The organism is Providencia sp. PROV076, assembly GCF_028483405.1.
GTDB lineage: Bacteria > Pseudomonadota > Gammaproteobacteria > Enterobacterales > Enterobacteriaceae > Providencia > Providencia huaxiensis.
The window spans coordinates 43723-62962 of sequence record NZ_JAMPRR010000035.1 but is presented as its reverse complement, the minus strand read 5'-3'; the positions used below and the strand labels follow the sequence as shown (position 1 = coordinate 62962).

12 protein-coding genes are annotated in these 19240 nt (G+C 43.1%); 10 read left to right on the top strand and 2 right to left on the bottom strand.

Annotated elements, in window-relative coordinates; all coding sequences use genetic code 11:
* Window positions 1-629 precede the first annotated feature (629 nt).
* From secE to PSF67_RS19305, 9 genes are all read left to right on the top strand, one after another.
* Entirely contained in the window at window positions 630-1016 is a 387-nt protein-coding gene (secE, locus tag PSF67_RS19345) for a preprotein translocase subunit SecE (RefSeq protein ID WP_004265885.1), read from the top strand.
* Window positions 1017-1562, top strand: a complete 546-nt coding sequence (nusG, locus tag PSF67_RS19340) for a transcription termination/antitermination protein NusG (protein WP_004264378.1) — start codon at window positions 1017-1019, stop codon at window positions 1560-1562.
* Between the two features lie 158 nt (window positions 1563-1720).
* Complete coding sequence (gene rplK, locus PSF67_RS19335; RefSeq protein WP_004264379.1) at window positions 1721-2149, top strand: 50S ribosomal protein L11; 429 nt, start codon at window positions 1721-1723, stop codon at window positions 2147-2149.
* A 4-nt stretch (window positions 2150-2153) separates the two neighbouring features.
* Window positions 2154-2855, top strand: coding sequence for a 50S ribosomal protein L1 (gene rplA, locus PSF67_RS19330; RefSeq protein WP_102140206.1), 702 nt, complete (start codon window positions 2154-2156; stop codon window positions 2853-2855).
* Window positions 2856-3179: 324 nt separating this feature from the next.
* Window positions 3180-3677: a 50S ribosomal protein L10 gene (gene rplJ / locus PSF67_RS19325; protein ID WP_102140205.1), complete on the top strand. Its 498-nt coding sequence runs from the start codon at window positions 3180-3182 to the stop codon at window positions 3675-3677.
* Window positions 3678-3737: 60 nt separating this feature from the next.
* Window positions 3738-4103, top strand: coding sequence for a 50S ribosomal protein L7/L12 (rplL, locus tag PSF67_RS19320; protein ID WP_102140204.1), 366 nt, complete (start codon window positions 3738-3740; stop codon window positions 4101-4103).
* 358 nt (window positions 4104-4461) lie between these two features.
* A complete protein-coding gene (rpoB, locus tag PSF67_RS19315) occupies window positions 4462-8490 on the top strand; it encodes a DNA-directed RNA polymerase subunit beta (RefSeq protein ID WP_102140203.1) in 4029 nt (1342 codons plus the stop codon).
* Between the two features lie 108 nt (window positions 8491-8598).
* A complete protein-coding gene (rpoC, locus tag PSF67_RS19310) occupies window positions 8599-12822 on the top strand; it encodes a DNA-directed RNA polymerase subunit beta' (RefSeq protein ID WP_195698092.1) in 4224 nt (1407 codons plus the stop codon).
* Between the two features lie 291 nt (window positions 12823-13113).
* The gene (locus tag PSF67_RS19305; protein ID WP_102140201.1) at window positions 13114-14064 is read left to right on the top strand and encodes a hypothetical protein; all 951 of its coding nucleotides are present in this window, start codon (window positions 13114-13116) and stop codon (window positions 14062-14064) included.
* A gap of 71 nt (window positions 14065-14135) precedes the next feature.
* Here PSF67_RS19305 and dcuC read toward each other — a convergent pair whose 3' ends face one another.
* Window positions 14136-15509 (bottom strand): C4-dicarboxylate transporter DcuC, encoded by a 1374-nt coding sequence (gene dcuC, locus PSF67_RS19300; RefSeq protein WP_272677498.1) that lies wholly within the window; start codon window positions 15507-15509, stop codon window positions 14136-14138.
* Window positions 15506-16759 (bottom strand): peptidase T, encoded by a 1254-nt coding sequence (pepT, locus tag PSF67_RS19295; RefSeq protein WP_102140199.1) that lies wholly within the window; start codon window positions 16757-16759, stop codon window positions 15506-15508. The genes dcuC and pepT overlap by 4 nt, the downstream gene beginning before the upstream one ends.
* Before the next feature lie 909 nt (window positions 16760-17668).
* Between pepT and PSF67_RS19290 the strand changes: the two genes are divergently transcribed.
* A complete protein-coding gene (locus PSF67_RS19290) occupies window positions 17669-19228 on the top strand; it encodes a sulfatase-like hydrolase/transferase (RefSeq protein ID WP_102140198.1) in 1560 nt (519 codons plus the stop codon).
* Window positions 19229-19240 lie beyond the last annotated feature (12 nt).

Sequence of the window (19240 nt, the reverse complement as noted above, 5' to 3'; positions counted from 1 at the left end):
GCTCTTTCTGAATAAGAAAGAACTACTTAGTAAAAAAGGGCGTCTAATAGACGTCCTTTTTATACGTTACAAAATTTAGGCATTGCAAAATTCAGACGTTGCAAAATGAAGAACCTATCTCATCAATCATTTGTATAATTATTGGTGAGATAGGCTCTGAAATAACGAATTGATAACTGCACAGGTTCCTTTACGCAGTTATATGAGATTTATTAAGGTTTTGCTCGGAAGATATGGTATATTTTACCGCTGCCACAAAAAGAAAGTTATTTTCTTACTTGGTGCAGTTAAAAATTTGCTGAGCATGCTGAAATTCCTGCAAAATGGAATAGCACTTGTGAAATGGGTAACACTTGTAAAGTGATAGTACTGACATACAAGTAGTACTTGCGAAATAAAATGTTACTGCAACTTGTTGTATTTGCAGAACGAATAACGCTAATTACCTCCATTAACAAGGCTAATTACTTTTAGATCGCAGGTGATGCTATTGATATCCCTATCAAATTTTGCAGGCTTAGTTTGTAGTAATTGAGGGATATGTTGGCATATTCTATTGGTTTGGCTTGGTTGTTTTACCTTTGTAAACAAGCAGGCTTTGTACATACTTCATGGTAACAGGTTGAATTATGAGTGCGAATAGCGAAGCTCAAGGAAGTGGACGCAGTGCAGACATCTTCAAGTGGGTCATTGTCTGTGCCTTATTAATAATTGCTATTGTTGGTAATTATTACTTCCGTCAATATAATCTCGCGCTGCGTGCTTTTGCAGTTGTGGCTGTTGTCGCTATTGCAGGTGCTGTCGCTTTATGGACCACAAAAGGTAAAGCTACACTGGCGTTTGCACGCGAAGCTCGCGTCGAGATGAGAAAAGTCATTTGGCCTACTCGCCAGGAAACATTACAAACTACTTTAATTGTTGCTGCAGTAACGGCTGTAATGTCATTAATACTGTGGGGACTCGATGGTATCCTGGTGCGTTTAGTTTCATTTATTACAAGCCTGAGGTTATTCTAAATGTCCGATTCACCTAAAAAGCGCTGGTATGTCATTCAGGCATTCTCTGGTTTTGAAGGTCGCGTAGCACAGTCTTTACGTGAACATATCAAATTACATGCTATGGAAGATTCTTTTGGCGAAGTTATGGTTCCAACAGAAGAAGTTGTTGAAATCCGTAGCGGTCAGCGCCGTAAGAGTGAACGCAAATTCTTCCCAGGCTATGTCTTAGTCCAAATGGTCATGAATGATGACTCTTGGCACTTAGTACGTAGTGTACCGCGTGTAATGGGGTTCATTGGCGGAACGTCAGATCGTCCAGCGCCAATTAGCGATAAAGAAGTTGATGCTATTATGAACCGCTTACAACAAGTTGGTGATAAGCCACGTCCGAAAACACTGTTTGAACCAGGTGAAATGGTTCGTGTTAGCGAAGGCCCATTTGCTGACTTTAACGGTGTTGTTGAAGAAATTGATTATGAAAAGAGCCGCTTGAAAGTCTCTGTTTCTATCTTTGGTCGTGCAACTCCAGTCGAATTGGATTTTGGTCAGGTAGAGAAAGCCTAATCTAAACGACAAAACTGACTTGCAAAAGGCGTGAAATTTGACTACAATTTCGCGCCTTTTGTTTTTATGTTCGGCACAAATTAATGTGCGGGGCATGTTTAATGTAACGGGGAGCCTTGCAAACCGTAAGGCGCTATCACCCATCTAGAGGAAATATCATGGCTAAGAAAGTTCAAGCCTACGTTAAGCTGCAAGTTGCAGCTGGTATGGCGAACCCAAGTCCACCGGTTGGTCCAGCACTGGGTCAACAAGGTGTTAACATCATGGAATTCTGTAAAGCGTTCAACGCAAAAACAGACAGCCTGGAAAAAGGTTTACCAATTCCTGTTGTTATTACTGTTTACGCAGACCGTTCTTTCACTTTCGTTACCAAAACTCCACCTGCAGCAGTTCTGCTGAAAAAAGCAGCTGGCGTTAAGTCTGGTTCAGGCAAGCCTAACAAAGATAAAGTTGGTAAAGTGACCTCTGCTCAGATTCGCGAAATCGCTGAAACTAAAGCTGCGGACATGACTGGTGCTGATGTTGACGCAATGATGCGTTCAATTGAAGGTACTGCTCGTTCCATGGGCCTGGTAGTGGAGGACTAAGACAATGGCTAAACTGACTAAGCGCATGCGCAATATCCGTGAGAAAGTTGATGTAACTAAACAGTATGACATCAATGAAGCCGTTGCACTGCTGAAAGAATTAGCAACTGCTAAATTCGTAGAAAGCGTTGACGTAGCTATCAACCTGGGCATCGATGCTCGTAAATCTGACCAAAACGTTCGCGGTGCAACTGTACTGCCACACGGTACTGGCCGTTCAGTTCGCGTTGCTGTGTTCGCACAAGGCGCAAACGCTGAAGCTGCTAAAGCTGCAGGCGCTGAACTGGTAGGTATGGAAGATCTGGCTGATAAAATCAAAGCTGGTGAAATGGACTTTGACGTTGTTATTGCTTCTCCAGATGCAATGCGCGTTGTTGGCCAATTAGGTCAAGTTCTGGGCCCACGTGGTCTGATGCCAAACCCGAAAGTTGGTACTGTAACTCCTAACGTTGCTGAAGCAGTTAACAATGCTAAAGCAGGTCAGGTTCGTTACCGTAACGACAAAAACGGAATCATCCATACCACTATCGGTAAAGTTGATTTTGACGCTGACAAACTGAAAGAAAACTTAGAAGCTCTGCTGATTGCACTGAAAAAAGCAAAACCAGCTTCAGCTAAAGGTGTTTTCATCAAGAAAGTTAGCCTGTCTACCACTATGGGTGCAGGTGTTGCTGTTGACCAAGCTGGTCTGTCAGCGACAGTTTAATTGCTATAGCTTCGGCTAATCAGTAATTAGGCTTTACCTTTGCGTCAATTTTGTATAAAATTTGACGCCTTGAGTTTGTTGGGTATAGCGATATACTCAACAAACCACAAATTTCGGTATGGAGTCTGGCCTTTCCAGACCCCGTCCAAGACCGCAGGTGTGGTTATATTAGCTACTTAATTTACCTGCGTAGACGGTGACAGAGATACCTAGAATTTTATTCTGGATTCTATTCTGCTCACCGTGTTTTAGCGCTCAAGTACATGTTGTATCTGAGTGATGTGAGTCCCGGGGTTTCCCGGTTAATCCAGGAGCAAGAAGCTAATGGCACTAAATCTTCAAGACAAACAAGCGATTGTTGCTGAAGTCAGCGAAGTAGCCAAAGGCGCGCTTTCTGCAGTTGTTGCCGATTCACGTGGCGTAACTGTAGCAAAAATGACTGAACTGCGTAAAGCAGGTCGCGAAGCTGGCGTTTATATCCGTGTTGTTCGTAATACACTGATCCGCCGTGCTGTTGAAGGTACTTCTTATGATGTACTGAAAGACGTGTTTGTCGGTCCAACCTTAATTGCTTTCTCTAACGAACACCCGGGCGCTGGCGCTCGTCTGTTCAAAGAGTTCGCGAAAGCGAATCCAGCATTTGAGATTAAAGCTGCGGCCTTTGAAGGTGAGTTAATCCAAGCGAAAGATATCGATCGTCTGGCAACTCTCCCAACTTACGATGAAGCAATCGCACGCCTGATGGCAACCATGAAAGAAGCCGCTGCCGGCAAATTGGTTCGTACTCTGGCTGCTCTGCGCGATCAGAAAGAAGCTGCATAAGCCCTTTCCTTCGTTGCTTTTTAACGTATAAACTATTTCTGAATTTTAGGAACACTTGTTATGTCTATCACTAAAGACCAAATCCTTGATGCAGTTGCAGAAATGTCTGTAATGGACGTTGTTGAACTGATTACTATGATGGAAGAAAAATTCGGCGTTTCTGCTGCTGCAGCTGTTGCTGTTGCTGCGGGCCCAGCTGAAGCTGCTGAAGAAAAAACTGAATTCGACGTTGTTCTGTCTGCTATCGGCGGTAACAAAGTTGCAGTTATCAAAGCAGTACGTGGCGCAACCGGTCTTGGCTTAAAAGAAGCTAAAGACATGGTAGAATCTGCTCCAGCTACTATCAAAGAAGCTGCAAGCAAAGATGAAGCTGAAACTCTGAAGAAAGCTCTTGAAGAAGCAGGCGCTTCTGTTGAACTTAAATAAGTTCAATTTCAAGAACGCAGCCTGATCTAATTAGGCTGACGGCTGGTGATTTTTTAATCACCAGCCTTTTTGCGCTGTAAGGCGTGATGGGTGTTAACAGCTTTTCACGCAGTTTTAATGTTAACAACAACCCTCCAATACTTCTTTCTATTGACGACTTAATATACTGTGTTCTTCGCTACGACCCGCTCGGGTAGCTCGGTAGCAATGGCAACGCAATGAAATGATTTAAGAGTAATAGCAATGAGTATTAAGGAAAGTATTCATTTTCCGTTTCTTATAAAAAACGCGTTGCGGTTCAGTCTCTTACATTAAGAGCTAACCACTTGGGTCACTGATCAACGAGCTGAGGAAACCTATGGTTTACTCCTATACCGAGAAAAAACGTATTCGTAAGGATTTTGGTAAACGTCCACAAGTTTTGGACATACCTTATCTCCTTTCTATCCAACTTGACTCGTTCCAGAAGTTTATCGAGCAAGATCCTGATGGCCAGAATGGGCTGGAAGCAGCTTTCCGTTCTGTGTTTCCAATTCAGAGCTACAGCGGTAATGCTGAATTACAATATGTCAGCTATCGTTTAGGCGAGCCTGTTTTTGATGTTAAAGAATGTCAAATTCGCGGTGTAACTTACTCTGCGCCTTTGCGTGTGAAATTGCGTCTCATCGTTTATGAGCGTGAAGCACCGGAAGGAACTGTTAAAGACATCAAAGAACAAGAAGTCTACATGGGTGAAATTCCACTCATGACTGAAAACGGAACTTTCGTTATCAACGGTACTGAGCGTGTTATCGTTTCTCAGTTACACCGTAGTCCGGGTGTATTCTTTGACAGCGATAAAGGTAAAACACACTCTTCAGGTAAAGTGCTCTATAACGCACGTATTATCCCTTACCGTGGTTCATGGCTTGATTTCGAATTTGACCCGAAAGATAACCTGTTTGTACGTATTGACCGTCGCCGTAAATTACCTGCGACCATTATTCTGCGTGCAATGGATTACAACACCGAAGAAATCTTAAATCTGTTCTTCGACAAAACTGTATTCCAAATCCGTGATAATAAACTGATGATGACGCTGGTTCCTGAGCGTCTGCGTGGTGAAACTGCTTCTTTTGATATCGAAGCGAACGGTAAAGTCTATGTAGAAAAAGGCCGCCGTATCACTGCACGTCATATTCGTCAGTTAGAAAAAGAAGAAATCAATAGCATCGAAGTACCTGTTGAATATATCGCAGGTAAAGTTGTTGCTAGAGACTACATTGATGAAAGCACCGGTGAGCTGATTTGTGCAGCGAACATGGAACTTTCTTTAGACATGTTGGCACGTCTGAGCCAGTCTGGTCATAAAACAATCGAAACATTGTTTACCAATGACTTAGACCACGGTGCTTACATTTCTGAAACCGTTCGTGTCGACCCAACTAACGACCGTCTGAGTGCATTGGTAGAAATCTACCGCATGATGCGTCCTGGTGAGCCACCAACCCGCGAAGCTGCAGAAAACCTGTTCGAGAACCTGTTCTTCTCTGAAGACCGTTACGACTTGTCTGCGGTAGGTCGTATGAAGTTCAACCGTTCACTGAACCGTGAAGAAATTGAAGGTTCAGGTATCCTGAGTGAAGAAGACATCATTGATGTTATGCGTAAACTCATCGATATCCGTAACGGTAAAGGCGAAGTGGATGATATCGACCACTTAGGTAACCGTCGTATTCGTTCCGTTGGCGAAATGGCTGAGAACCAATTCCGTGTAGGTCTGGTTCGTGTTGAGCGTGCAGTGAAAGAGCGTCTTTCTCTGGGCGACCTCGATGCATTAATGCCACAAGATATGATCAACGCGAAACCAATTTCAGCCGCAGTGAAAGAGTTCTTTGGTTCTAGCCAGCTGTCCCAATTTATGGACCAGAACAACCCACTGTCTGAAATTACGCACAAACGTCGTATCTCTGCGTTAGGCCCAGGTGGTCTGACTCGTGAGCGTGCGGGCTTCGAAGTACGTGACGTTCACCCAACTCACTACGGTCGTGTCTGTCCTATCGAAACGCCTGAAGGTCCGAACATCGGTCTGATCAACTCATTATCTGTTTATGCACAGACCAATGAGTATGGTTTCTTAGAAACCCCATACCGTTTAGTGCGTGATGGTCTAGTTACAGACGAAATCCATTATCTGTCTGCAATTGAAGAAGGTAACTTCATCATTGCTCAGGCAAACACCGTTTTAGGTGATGATGGTAGCTTCGTTGAAGAACTGATTACTTGCCGTAACAAAGGTGAATCAAGTTTATTCAGCCGTGAACAGGTTGAGTATATGGACGTTTCGACTCAACAGGTTGTTTCTGTTGGTGCGTCACTGATCCCATTCCTTGAACACGATGACGCCAACCGTGCATTGATGGGTGCGAACATGCAACGTCAAGCGGTTCCTACTCTGCGTGCTGACAAACCATTAGTTGGTACGGGTATGGAACGTGCAGTAGCGGTTGACTCGGGTGTTACCGCTGTTGCAAGACGTGGTGGTTCAGTTCAGTACGTTGATGCGTCTCGTATAGTTATCAAAGTTAACGAAGATGAGATGTATCCGGGCGAAGCTGGAATCGATATTTATAACCTGACTAAATATACTCGTTCTAACCAGAACACCTGTATTAGCCAGATGCCTTGCGTATCTTTAGGTGAGCCAGTTGAACGTGGTGACGTGTTAGCAGATGGTCCTTCAACAGACCTCGGCGAATTAGCACTTGGTCAAAACATGCGCGTGGCATTCATGCCATGGAATGGTTATAACTTCGAAGACTCCATCTTAGTTTCTGAGCGTGTTGTTCAAGAAGACCGTTTCACTACTATTCATATTCAGGAACTCTCTTGTGTGTCTCGTGACACTAAATTAGGGCCTGAAGAAATCACTGCAGATATTCCAAACGTCGGTGAAGCTGCTCTGTCTAAACTTGACGAATCCGGTATCGTGTATATCGGTGCGGAAGTGAAAGGCGGCGACATTCTGGTTGGTAAAGTCACACCTAAAGGTGAAACTCAGCTGACGCCAGAAGAGAAACTGTTACGTGCTATCTTCGGTGAAAAAGCATCAGACGTTAAAGACTCTTCTTTACGTGTTCCTAACGGTGTTTCTGGTACGGTTATTGACGTACAAGTATTTACCCGTGACGGTGTAGAGAAAGACAAACGTGCATTAGAGATCGAAGAAACTCAGTTACGTGATGCGAAGAAAGACTTAACAGAAGAGCTGCGTATTTTCGAAGCTGGCCTGTTTGCTCGTATCCGTTCTGTACTGGTTAACGGCGGAATTGAAGCTGAAAAACTGGACAAACTGCCTCGCGATCGTTGGTTAGAGTTATCTTTAGCAGACGAAGAGAAGCAAAACCAGTTAGAGCAATTAGCTGAACAGTATGACGAACTGAAATCTGAGTTTGAGAAAAAACTCGATGCAAAACGTCGTAAAATTACTCAAGGTGATGACTTAGCTCCTGGTGTACTGAAAATTGTTAAGGTTTATCTGGCGGTTAAACGTCAAATTCAACCGGGTGATAAAATGGCGGGTCGCCATGGTAACAAAGGTGTTATCTCAAAAATCAACCCAGTTGAAGACATGCCTTACGATGAAAACGGTAACCCAGTTGACATCGTTCTGAACCCGCTGGGCGTACCATCACGTATGAACATCGGTCAGATTTTGGAAACCCACTTAGGGATGGCTGCGAAAGGTATTGGTGAAAAAATCAATGCTATGCTTAAACAGCAAGAAGAAGTTGCCAAACTGCGTGAGTTTATCCAAAAAGCGTACGATTTAGGTGATGATCCACGCCAGAAAGTTGACTTGAATACTTTCTCTGACGAAGAAGTTATGCGTTTGGCTGAGAACCTGAAAAAAGGTATGCCAATTGCGACACCAGTATTTGATGGTGCGAAAGAGAAAGAAATCAAAGAACTGCTGAAATTGGGTGGTCTGCCAACTTCAGGTCAGATTACATTATTCGATGGTCGTACTGGCGAGAAATTTGAGCGTCAAGTTACCGTTGGTTATATGTATATGCTGAAACTGAACCACTTGGTTGACGATAAGATGCACGCCCGTTCAACTGGTTCTTATAGCTTGGTTACTCAGCAACCGCTGGGTGGTAAAGCGCAGTTCGGTGGTCAGCGTTTCGGGGAGATGGAAGTGTGGGCACTGGAAGCATACGGTGCAGCCTATACTCTTCAAGAAATGCTTACAGTTAAATCGGATGACGTTAACGGCCGTACGAAGATGTATAAAAACATCGTCGATGGCAGCCATCAGATGGAACCTGGTATGCCGGAATCTTTCAACGTATTGCTGAAAGAAATCCGTTCTCTGGGTATCAACATCGAGCTGGAAGACGAGTAATTCGTTTTATGCCGAAAGGTTCGCCTTTCGGCACATGTAAGCACTGGGATTTGGGGAGAGTGTCTTTGAACACTCACCTGACAGGTCTAACTCCGACAGGAGCATTTTGTGAAAGACTTAATAAAGTTTCTGAAAGCGCAAACCAAGACCGAAGAGTTTGATGCTATCAAGATTGCTCTGGCATCACCTGATATGATCCGTTCATGGTCATTCGGTGAAGTTAAAAAGCCAGAAACCATTAACTACCGTACGTTCAAGCCTGAGCGTGATGGTCTTTTCTGTGCGCGTATTTTCGGGCCAGTAAAAGACTACGAATGTCTGTGCGGTAAGTACAAACGTTTAAAACACCGTGGTGTGATTTGTGAGAAGTGTGGCGTTGAAGTTACACAGACCAAAGTCCGTCGTGAGCGCATGGGGCACATTGAACTTGCTTCTCCGACTGCACATATTTGGTTCTTAAAATCACTGCCATCCCGTATCGGTTTACTGCTCGATATGCCACTGCGTGATATCGAACGCGTTCTGTACTTTGAATCATATGTTGTTGTTGAAGGCGGTATGACTAGCCTTGAGCGTGCACAGATTCTGACAGAAGAGCAATATTTAGATGCGTTGGAAGAGTTCGGTGACGAATTTGATGCGAAAATGGGTGCGGAAGCAATCCAAGGCCTGCTGAAAAACCTCGATCTTGAGAACGAGTGTGAAACCCTGCGCGAAGAGTTAAACGAAACTAACTCTGAAACTAAGCGTAAGAAGCTGACCAAACGTATCAAACTGCTGGAAGCATTTATCCAATCTGGTAACAAACCAGAGTGGATGATCTTAAACGTGCTGCCAGTATTACCACCGGATCTGCGTCCATTAGTTCCACTCGATGGTGGTCGTTTCGCAACATCAGATCTGAACGATCTGTATCGTCGCGTAATCAACCGTAATAACCGTCTGAAACGTCTTCTGGATCTGGCTGCGCCAGACATCATCGTACGTAACGAAAAACGTATGTTGCAAGAAGCCGTTGACGCCCTGTTAGATAACGGTCGTCGTGGTCGCGCAATCACAGGTTCTAACAAACGTCCTCTGAAATCTTTGGCAGATATGATCAAAGGTAAACAAGGTCGTTTCCGTCAGAACTTACTTGGTAAGCGTGTTGACTACTCAGGTCGTTCTGTTATCACCGTAGGTCCATACCTGCGTCTGCATCAGTGCGGTCTGCCGAAGAAAATGGCTCTTGAGTTATTCAAACCATTCATCTACGGCAAATTAGAATTACGTGGTCTGGCAACAACCATTAAAGCTGCGAAGAAAATGGTTGAGCGCGAAGAAGCGGTTGTTTGGGATATCTTGGATGAAGTTATCCGTGAACACCCAGTCATGCTGAACCGTGCACCAACACTTCACCGTCTGGGTATCCAAGCTTTCGAACCTATTCTTATCGAAGGTAAAGCTATCCAATTGCACCCACTCGTTTGTGCGGCATATAACGCCGACTTCGATGGTGACCAAATGGCGGTACACGTTCCTCTGACTTTGGAAGCTCAGTTAGAAGCACGTGCGTTGATGATGTCAACCAACAACATCCTGTCACCTGCAAGTGGTGAGCCTATCATCGTTCCTTCACAGGACGTTGTATTGGGTCTTTACTACATGACACGTGACTGCGTAAACGCGAAAGGCGAGGGCATGGTATTAGCCGGTCCTAAAGAAGCTGAGCGTGTTTACCGTTCAGGTCATGCTTCACTGCATGCCCGCGTTAAAGTCCGTATCACTGAAGAAGTAAAAGATTCGGAAGGTAACATCACAATCAACACTGGTTTAGTTGACACCACTGTTGGTCGTGCAATTTTATGGATGATCGTACCGAAAGGTCTACCTTATGAACTGGTTAACCAGGCGTTAGGTAAAAAAGCGGTCTCTAAAATGCTGAACACCTGTTACCGTGTTCTGGGCCTGAAGCCTACGGTTATTTTTGCTGACCAAATCATGTATACCGGTTTTGCCTATGCGGCACGTTCTGGTGCATCGGTTGGTATCGACGATATGGTTATTCCAGAGAAAAAAGCTGGGATCATCGCCGAAGCAGAAGCCGAAGTTGCAGAAATTCAGGAACAGTTCCAGTCAGGTCTGGTTACAGCAGGCGAACGTTACAATAAAGTTATCGATATCTGGGCCGCAGCAAACGAACGTGTTGCTAAAGCGATGATGGAAAACTTGTCAACTGAAACTGTCATCAACCGTGATGGTGTAGAAGAGCAACAAGTTTCTTTCAACAGCATCTTTATGATGGCTGACTCCGGTGCTCGTGGTTCCGCCGCTCAGATCCGTCAGTTAGCGGGTATGCGTGGTCTGATGGCTAAGCCAGATGGCTCCATCATCGAAACACCTATCACGGCAAACTTCCGTGAAGGTCTGAACGTTCTCCAGTACTTTATTTCTACGCACGGTGCGCGTAAAGGTCTTGCCGATACCGCATTGAAAACAGCAAACTCCGGTTATCTGACTCGTCGTTTAGTCGACGTTGCACAGGACTTGGTTGTGACTGAAGACGACTGTGGAACTCTCGAAGGTATCCTGATGACTCCGGTTATCGAGGGTGGCGACGTTAAAGAACCACTGCGTGAGCGTGTACTGGGTCGTGTGACTGCAGAAGATATCCTGATCCCAGGAACTGCGGACATTCTGGTTCCACGTAATACATTACTGCACGAAAAACTGTGTGACCTGTTAGAAGCTAACTCCGTCGACAGCGTTAAAGTTCGTTCAGTTGTAAGTTGTGAAACTGACTTCGGTGTGTGTGCTCACTGTTATGGTCGTGACCTTGCTCGTGGTCATATCATCAACAAAGGTGAAGCTATCGGGGTTATCGCGGCACAGTCAATCGGTGAGCCGGGTACACAGTTAACGATGCGTACGTTCCACATCGGGGGTGCGGCATCTCGTGCGGCGGCAGAATCTAGCATTCAAGTCCGTAACACAGGTACTCTGAAACTGGTTAACGCGAAATTCGTTACTAACACAGAAGGCAAACTGGTTATTACTTCACGTAATACTGAATTGCGTCTGGTTGATGAATTTGGCCGTACGAAAGAAAGCTATAAAGTCCCTTACGGTGCGCACTTGACGAAAGGCGATGGCGATGCAGTAACGGGCGGTGAAACTGTTGCGAACTGGGATCCACATACCATGCCAGTCGTCAGTGAAGTGTCTGGTTTCATCAGCTTCTCTGACATGCTTGATGGTCAAACAATGACACGTCAGACTGATGAATTAACCGGTCTGTCTTCAATCGTTGTTCTGGATACTGCGGAACGTACCAGTGGTGGTAAAGACCTACGTCCTGCATTGCGTGTAATTGACGCAAAAGGTAACGATGTTCTTATCCCTAACACAGACATGCCAACTCAGTACTTCTTACCGGGTAAAGCAATTGTTCAGTTAGACGATGGCGTTGCTATCAATGCGGGTGATACCTTAGCGCGTATTCCACAAGAATCTGTGGGTACTAAAGATATCACGGGTGGTCTGCCACGCGTAGCTGACTTGTTCGAAGCACGTCGTCCGAAAGAGCCTGCAATCTTGGCTGAAATCAGCGGTATTATCTCGTTTGGTAAAGAAACCAAAGGGAAACGTCGTCTGGTTATCACACCATTAGATGGTAGCGATCCGTACGAAGAGATGATCCCTAAATGGCGTCAGCTCAACGTGTTCGAAGGTGAGATCGTTGAACGCGGTGACGTAGTTTCGGATGGTCCAGAATCTCCACACGATATTCTGCGTCTGCGTGGTGTCCATGCTGTTACTCGTTATATCACGAACGAGGTTCAGGAAGTTTACCGCTTACAAGGCGTTAAGATTAACGATAAACACATTGAAGTTATCGTTCGTCAGATGCTGCGTAAAGTCACTATCGCGGATGCAGGAAGCTCTGAATTCCTCGAAGGTGAACAAGTCGAGTACTCACGTGTTAAAGTTTCGAATCGTAAACTGGAAACTGAAGGCAAAATTCCAGCTAACTTTGCTCGTGACCTGTTGGGTATTACTAAGGCATCTCTGGCAACAGAATCCTTTATCTCAGCAGCATCGTTCCAAGAAACGACGCGCGTACTGACTGAAGCTGCGGTTGCTGGTAAACGTGATGAATTACGTGGTCTGAAAGAAAACGTTATTGTTGGACGTCTGATCCCAGCAGGTACTGGTTTTGCGTATCACCAAGACCGTATCCGTCGCCGTCATCTGAACGATGTTGTGGAAGCACCACAAGTGAGTGCAGATGAAGCAACAGCGAACTTAGCTGAGCTGTTAAATGCAGGTTTCAGCAGTGACAATCAGAACTAATTTCTGATTTTACTGTAAAATTCCTGATTGAAGCCAGTGCCGAAAGGTACTGGCTTTTTTTATATCTAATGATTTTTATCAATTAATTTTTCCTAATTAAAATCAATCAGCCCACCAATAAAGTCTTTTTATGGTGTTAGTTTATTTGAATACGTATTTCTATTTTTGAAATATATCGAGCACTAAAAAGAAGTAATAATAAATTGCTTGATTAAAAAGAAATGGTAATAAAAACAATAATAAAAAATTATTTTAAAAATATTTAATAGAAATAAATAAAAGGAATATGCGATGGATAAAGAAAAGACAAATGAACAGACCGATGCAAATCAAACCAACCTTTCGGATTATTATGGATTACTATCAAATTCATTAGGAGTAATGAATACATCTCAGATCGTGACGGGAAACGGGCAAATTGCATTAGACTTAGTTGTTGTTATTGATACGAGTGGTTCAATGTCTGATGAAGCTGGGGATTTAAGCAAACAGATTGATGCGACGATTGAGGCTGCATCAGCAAAGTGTCCATCCCACCTTCGGGCGACATTTTTAGGTATCGAAGGGACTTGGGCAAATACAAAGTTCGACCAATCTGCCAGTGAATATTTAATCAAAACAGGCGCGAACGAAAGGGACCTACAGGCTAGATTGCCGTTTAAAGAATCCGATGGGCGAGATCATGCTGGAAATAAAGAGGATTTATGTCGGGCGGTTATTGATATAAGTAAACATTTTGACTGGCGAGATGATGCGCGTAGAGCTATTTTTGTGTTGGGTGATGAAGGAATGGAGGGGGGCGGTGGAATTCTCACGCGTGCTGCTATCGCAAAAAATAACGAAGCCATATCCGTTGCTCAAGAAAGAGGAATTAAGGTGTATACCTACCAAGGCACACCGGATGATAACCCAACCAATTTAGATCGCTTTCCGACCTTGGTGGATAGAGATAACGTGACGCGAGAGTATGAACGACTAGCCAAAGAAACCGACGGACGCTCATACATTTATACCACTGGGATCGCAAATTTCTCGTTGGTTTTACAGGAAATATTGTGTGATAGCTTAACGCCACCAGTAAAACCGGATAGAAGGCTTTCAGAATGCGATTCTGTTTGTGAAAACTTGCCACTCATTATAAATACCGTGAATACATTGTCTGATATTATAAAAAAGACAATAGATTCTTGCTGCCCTGATCCCAAACATGATGACCCCTCAGACTGCCAGTGTAAACATTAGGATTGGTTAGCTAGAAAAAGTAAAAAGCGGGAATATTTCCCGCTTTAATTATTGAATGGTAAATATAGTAATTAGTAAAAAATACCAATAATTGCACAGTGAGCTACAAAACCAACCATGAGTGGTACCGCGGTTCGTTTCACGACATCAAACGGCTGTAATTTTGCTCCACTCGATACCGCAATAATAACCCCCGCAACAGGCGACATACCTCGACCCATGTGTGAGGCTTGTTGCATAGGTAAAATCATCGCAATCGGGTTAACGCCCATACTGTGAGCAATTTGTGGAATGAGTTCAACGAATGCTAAGAATGGCGCATTACCAGAGCCCATAATAATTGCGGCTGCTAAGGTCACTAAAGCGAATACAATCGCCATGGCAAACGGTGGTAAACCAACAGATTCAGCACCTAATATCAGTTGGTCAATAGCACCACTGACTTTGATACCATGAGCAAATACCCCAGCTGCAACCAGTAAGCCCACCACATTACTAAATGCGTGTCCCATTCCGTTTAAGAAGGTTTGGAACCCATTACAAACCAGTTTGAAGTTACGTACACGAAGAGTTTCAATCACCATACAGATTGCCATTGCAATCAGTACGATAGTCACGACATCTAAGTGAATACCGGAAAAGAACAAATTGGATGTTCCTACCGCCATAATAATGGGTAACATAGGGAGAAGTGCATAATACCCAGGAACTGACTTGGTCACTTTCTCTTTTTCATGAGACTGAATGGCTTTACCGATCTCGGGAACAAAGCCTTGCTTACGGTCACAGTGACGTTGCCAGAAAATATGGGTAATACCGACCACTAATACCGTAGCTAACGCTGCAGGGCCCTGATAGTAAAGCACATACTCAACGACAGACATGTCGACCGCTTTCGCACCACGAATAGCATCAATTGCGGTTGGTGTGTAGGCTACCCCAAGAGACGTTGCGATGACCCCAGCTGCAGAAGCAGGTGATAGACCTAAACCTATCATAATTGGGAACATGGTACCCATTAACAGTACGGCTAAGCCTGTCGCTGATGGAATAGCTAATTGCAAGATACTCGCCAGCAAGAAAGAGAAAAATAGCAATACGTAAGGTGAACGCATATTTTTCAGTGGCTTAGTTGCAACACGAACTACCGCTTCATTGGCACCGATATGGTCCATATAGTGCGCAAAGCCCATCAATGCCATGATCATTAAACCGAGATCCGCTGCACGGCTGCTGAATAAATCTCGCATGACTTCAAATGGGTCGAGCCAAGTGATACCGGTGTTGGCGACATTTTTAGGGAGGATAGGCCCCCAGCCAAGGGCTAGGGTGAATATCATCAATACTAAGCCAGCGATTAACAGTACTGGCTCAGCTTTGTATCCCTTCAAAATAAACCGCGCAACCAAAACAACGATAATCAGAACCGTTAGAATTGGGATCATGCTTTAGCTCCTGGTTTGAAGCGTTCTGCGGTGATTTGTACCACTTGTTTTAGTACATCGCTGGCGGCGTAAAGGGATTTCACTGGCAGGTATTCATAGATTGAATGGAAGTTATGTGCGCCTGTGAAGATATTAGGGCAAGGCAATCCATTTTGCGATAAAGCCGCTCCGTCATAGCCACCACGCATTGGGATCACTTTTGGCGTAATACCACAAGCTTGATAGGCATCAACAGCGATATCGATTGGATAACGGTTGTCACCTTGTAGGCTATTGTAAACGTTAGAGTAGCGGTCTGATAGCTTACAAACAACACTTTCGTTGCCCCAAAGGCTTTCGCAGCTCTCTGCTAATTGTTTTAAGAAAGCCATACGTTTGCGATAGCCGTCTTCGGTAAAATCACGCACATCCATTTTTAAAACAGTGCGAGCGCTGTTACCTGACATTTGTTTTACCCAGTAATAGCCTTCGCGTCCATCTGTATACTCAGGGGCTTCACCACCTGGTAACATGGCAATAAATTTTTGCGCCATTAATAATGAGTTAACCAGTTTGCCTTTTGCGGACATTGGGTGTGCTGATTTACCTGTAAAGATGATTTCGGCATCTCCTGCGTTCCAGTTTTCATAAACTAATTCACCAATACCACAGCAGTCGAGGGTATAGGCAAAATCAGCACCGAATTCTTTAACATCGAAAACTTTAGCGCCACGTAGCCCTTGCTCTTCATCCGGCACAAAACCAATTTTAATTGTGCCGTGTTTAATCTCTGGGTTCTGCTTAAAGTATTGCAGCATATCCATGATAGAGGCAATGGCGGCTTTATCGTCAGCGCCTAATAAGCTAGTTCCATCAGTGACAATGATGTCATCACCGATATAATTCACCAGTTCAGGGAACTCACTCTTACGTAGATAAATATTAAGCTCTTTATTCATACACAAATCTTCACCGGTATATGGCAAGATTTGTGCTTTAGTGTCATTGGTTTGTTCTGCACTGGTGTCTAAGTGGCCAAAGAAAGCAACCGTCGGCACATCATAATCAAGGTTAGATGGCAACGTTGCGGTGACAATGGCTGTGTCACGCAGCTTAATATCTTCAACGCCGAGAGCTTCTAGCTCTTGAACCAGCTGTTTTGCAAGGACGCGTTGTCCTTCTGAAGAAGGCATAATTCCTGCCGCGCCTTTTTCCCTATCAGTGGTGGTGTTAATTTTGGTGTAAGAAATAAACCGCTCAACAATATTCATTCTTTTATTCCCCAGCATCTTATAGAATGCGTTTTACATTAGTTATATCTGTGGCTGTAATTTCATTTCACAGTATTATTCTTTTATCACAACTAAAGATATTCTGAATATCAGACCTGTTGAATTTTTCTAAGAAATGCTAGTGAGAATATAAAATTGATAATTAATAGTGGCATTATTTGAATAATGAATTAGAATGGGCGACTTTACTCCTGCCTTATTCTTCTTATTAAATAACTTTGTTAAATTATTGATATTAAAGCGTGATAATCTTCTTTCACGATGTATATTTTATTTAACACTTCGTTTTAAAATTGACCTATCTTAAATTTAATTAATATATATCTTTGTTAGATAATTAAAATATAATTCACTCTAAAAATAAAAAATATTTTTATTGAAAAAATAATAGAAAACTAGATGGAATGAATGATTAAAGTCATATTTTGGCATTTTATTTTTTTCTTAATTTTAGATAATTGAATAATTTTTATAATTATCCTTATATTGATTAATTTTTACAGAATATAGGGTAGTGATAAAAATTTATCTTTTTGTATTGTTTCGGATTACCTGTTTTTTACATTATTGAAAGTAAATGAAAATTCGCTAAATGAGGTGAAAGCATCATTTTCATACAATTTACAAACAGAATTTAGCTTTTGTGCTCATTATCTCTGAATTATTTATTTCTTTTATAAAACAATTTATTGTGTTTATTTTTAATAAGTTGGTACCATCTTTTTATTGTGCGTTAGTTGGCTTTTTCTTGGTGTATTGCTCATTTTTTGTGATCTCTACTTGAATTTTGATATTTTCGATCACTTACTTTTTGATCTTATGTAAAAGTATAAATAATATGTATTAACCAAAAACGAAAGAAAACGTAAACAAAAAGAGGATGAAGCAATGACTGTTTCGCGCAGAACCTTTATAAAAGGATTAGCAGCCAGCGGTGCAGCAATGTCGGTTTCTAGTCCCATTTTAGCCAGTGATGGAAAACCTTCAAATATTAAGCCTTATCGGCCCGATGACGCCCCTAACTTATTGATAGTATTCCCCGATGAGATGCGTGCCCATGCCTTACAATTTATGGGAGAAGACCCGTCAATTACGCCCAATTTAAATAAGTTTGCGAAACAAGCGAAAGTGATGACGCAAATGGCATCTAATTACCCATTATGTTCTCCATTCCGAGGCATGTTTATGACAGGGCAATATCCTGTTCGTAATGGTATCACAGGCAACGCTCATGATTATGGCGGTAAGGTAGGGATTGATTTATCACCTTATGCCAATTGTTGGTCTGATGTTTTAAAATCATTGGATTACAGCACGGGGTATATTGGTAAATGGCATTTAGATGCACCATATGCCCCTTTTATTGAAAGCTATAACAACCCGATGGAAGGGCGCTATTGGAATGAATGGGCTGCTCCAAACCGCCGCCATGGCTTTGATTTTTGGTACTCCTATGGCACATATGACCTGCATATGAAACCAATGTATTGGGCCAATGATACGCCTCGTGAAAAACCTATTTATGTAGACCAATGGGGACCAGAGCACGAAGCGGATATGGCCATAAAATTCTTACAGAATAAAAATGGGCAGTATCGTGATAATACCAAGCCATTTGCGCTGGTTGTTTCAATGAACCCTCCGCATTCACCGTATGACCAAGTTCCACAAAAGTATCTCGATGCCTATAAAGGAAAAACCTCGCAAGAGCTAAATACTCGACCAAATGTTAAATGGGATGTGGAATACCAAGAAGGTTATGGTCCTCAATATTTTAAAGAATATCTGGCGATGGTAAACGGTGTTGATGAACAATTTGGTCGTATTGTTGATGAGCTTGAAAAACAAGGGCTGGCGGATAATACATTGGTTGTTTTCTTCTCTGATCATGGCAGTTGTCTTGGTGCAAATGGCCAGCCGACAAAGAATAACCCATATGATGAATCGATGCGTGTTCCGATGATGTTTCGGTTACCGGGTAAAATTAAACCGGGGCAAGATGATGCATTAATGTCAGCACCTGATATCTACCCAACGATCTTAGGTTTATTAGGGTTAGAGCAATGGATCCCTGGCTCAGTTGAAGGAAGTAACTTAGCTGAGCGCGTAGTCACTGGTGAGGGGGATGTCGCCAATTCTCAACTTTATTTATTTATACCGTATGGTGAACCTTCGTTTGGTAAACGTGGCGTGAGAACGAAAACACATACATTGGTTATTGACCGCCAAGATGGACAACCGCTGAAATATACTCTTTATGATAATGTGAATGACCCTTATCAAATGAAAAATGTCGCAGACGAAAATGCGCCAATTATTGATAAATTAATTAAAGATGAGCTCATACCGTGGTTAGAGAAAACTGGTGATTCTTGGAGACCAACAGAATTTATTACAGCTACAACAAATAAATTAAATAAAAAAGCTTCAGCTTGCGAAGTTAAATAAATTATTTCTTAA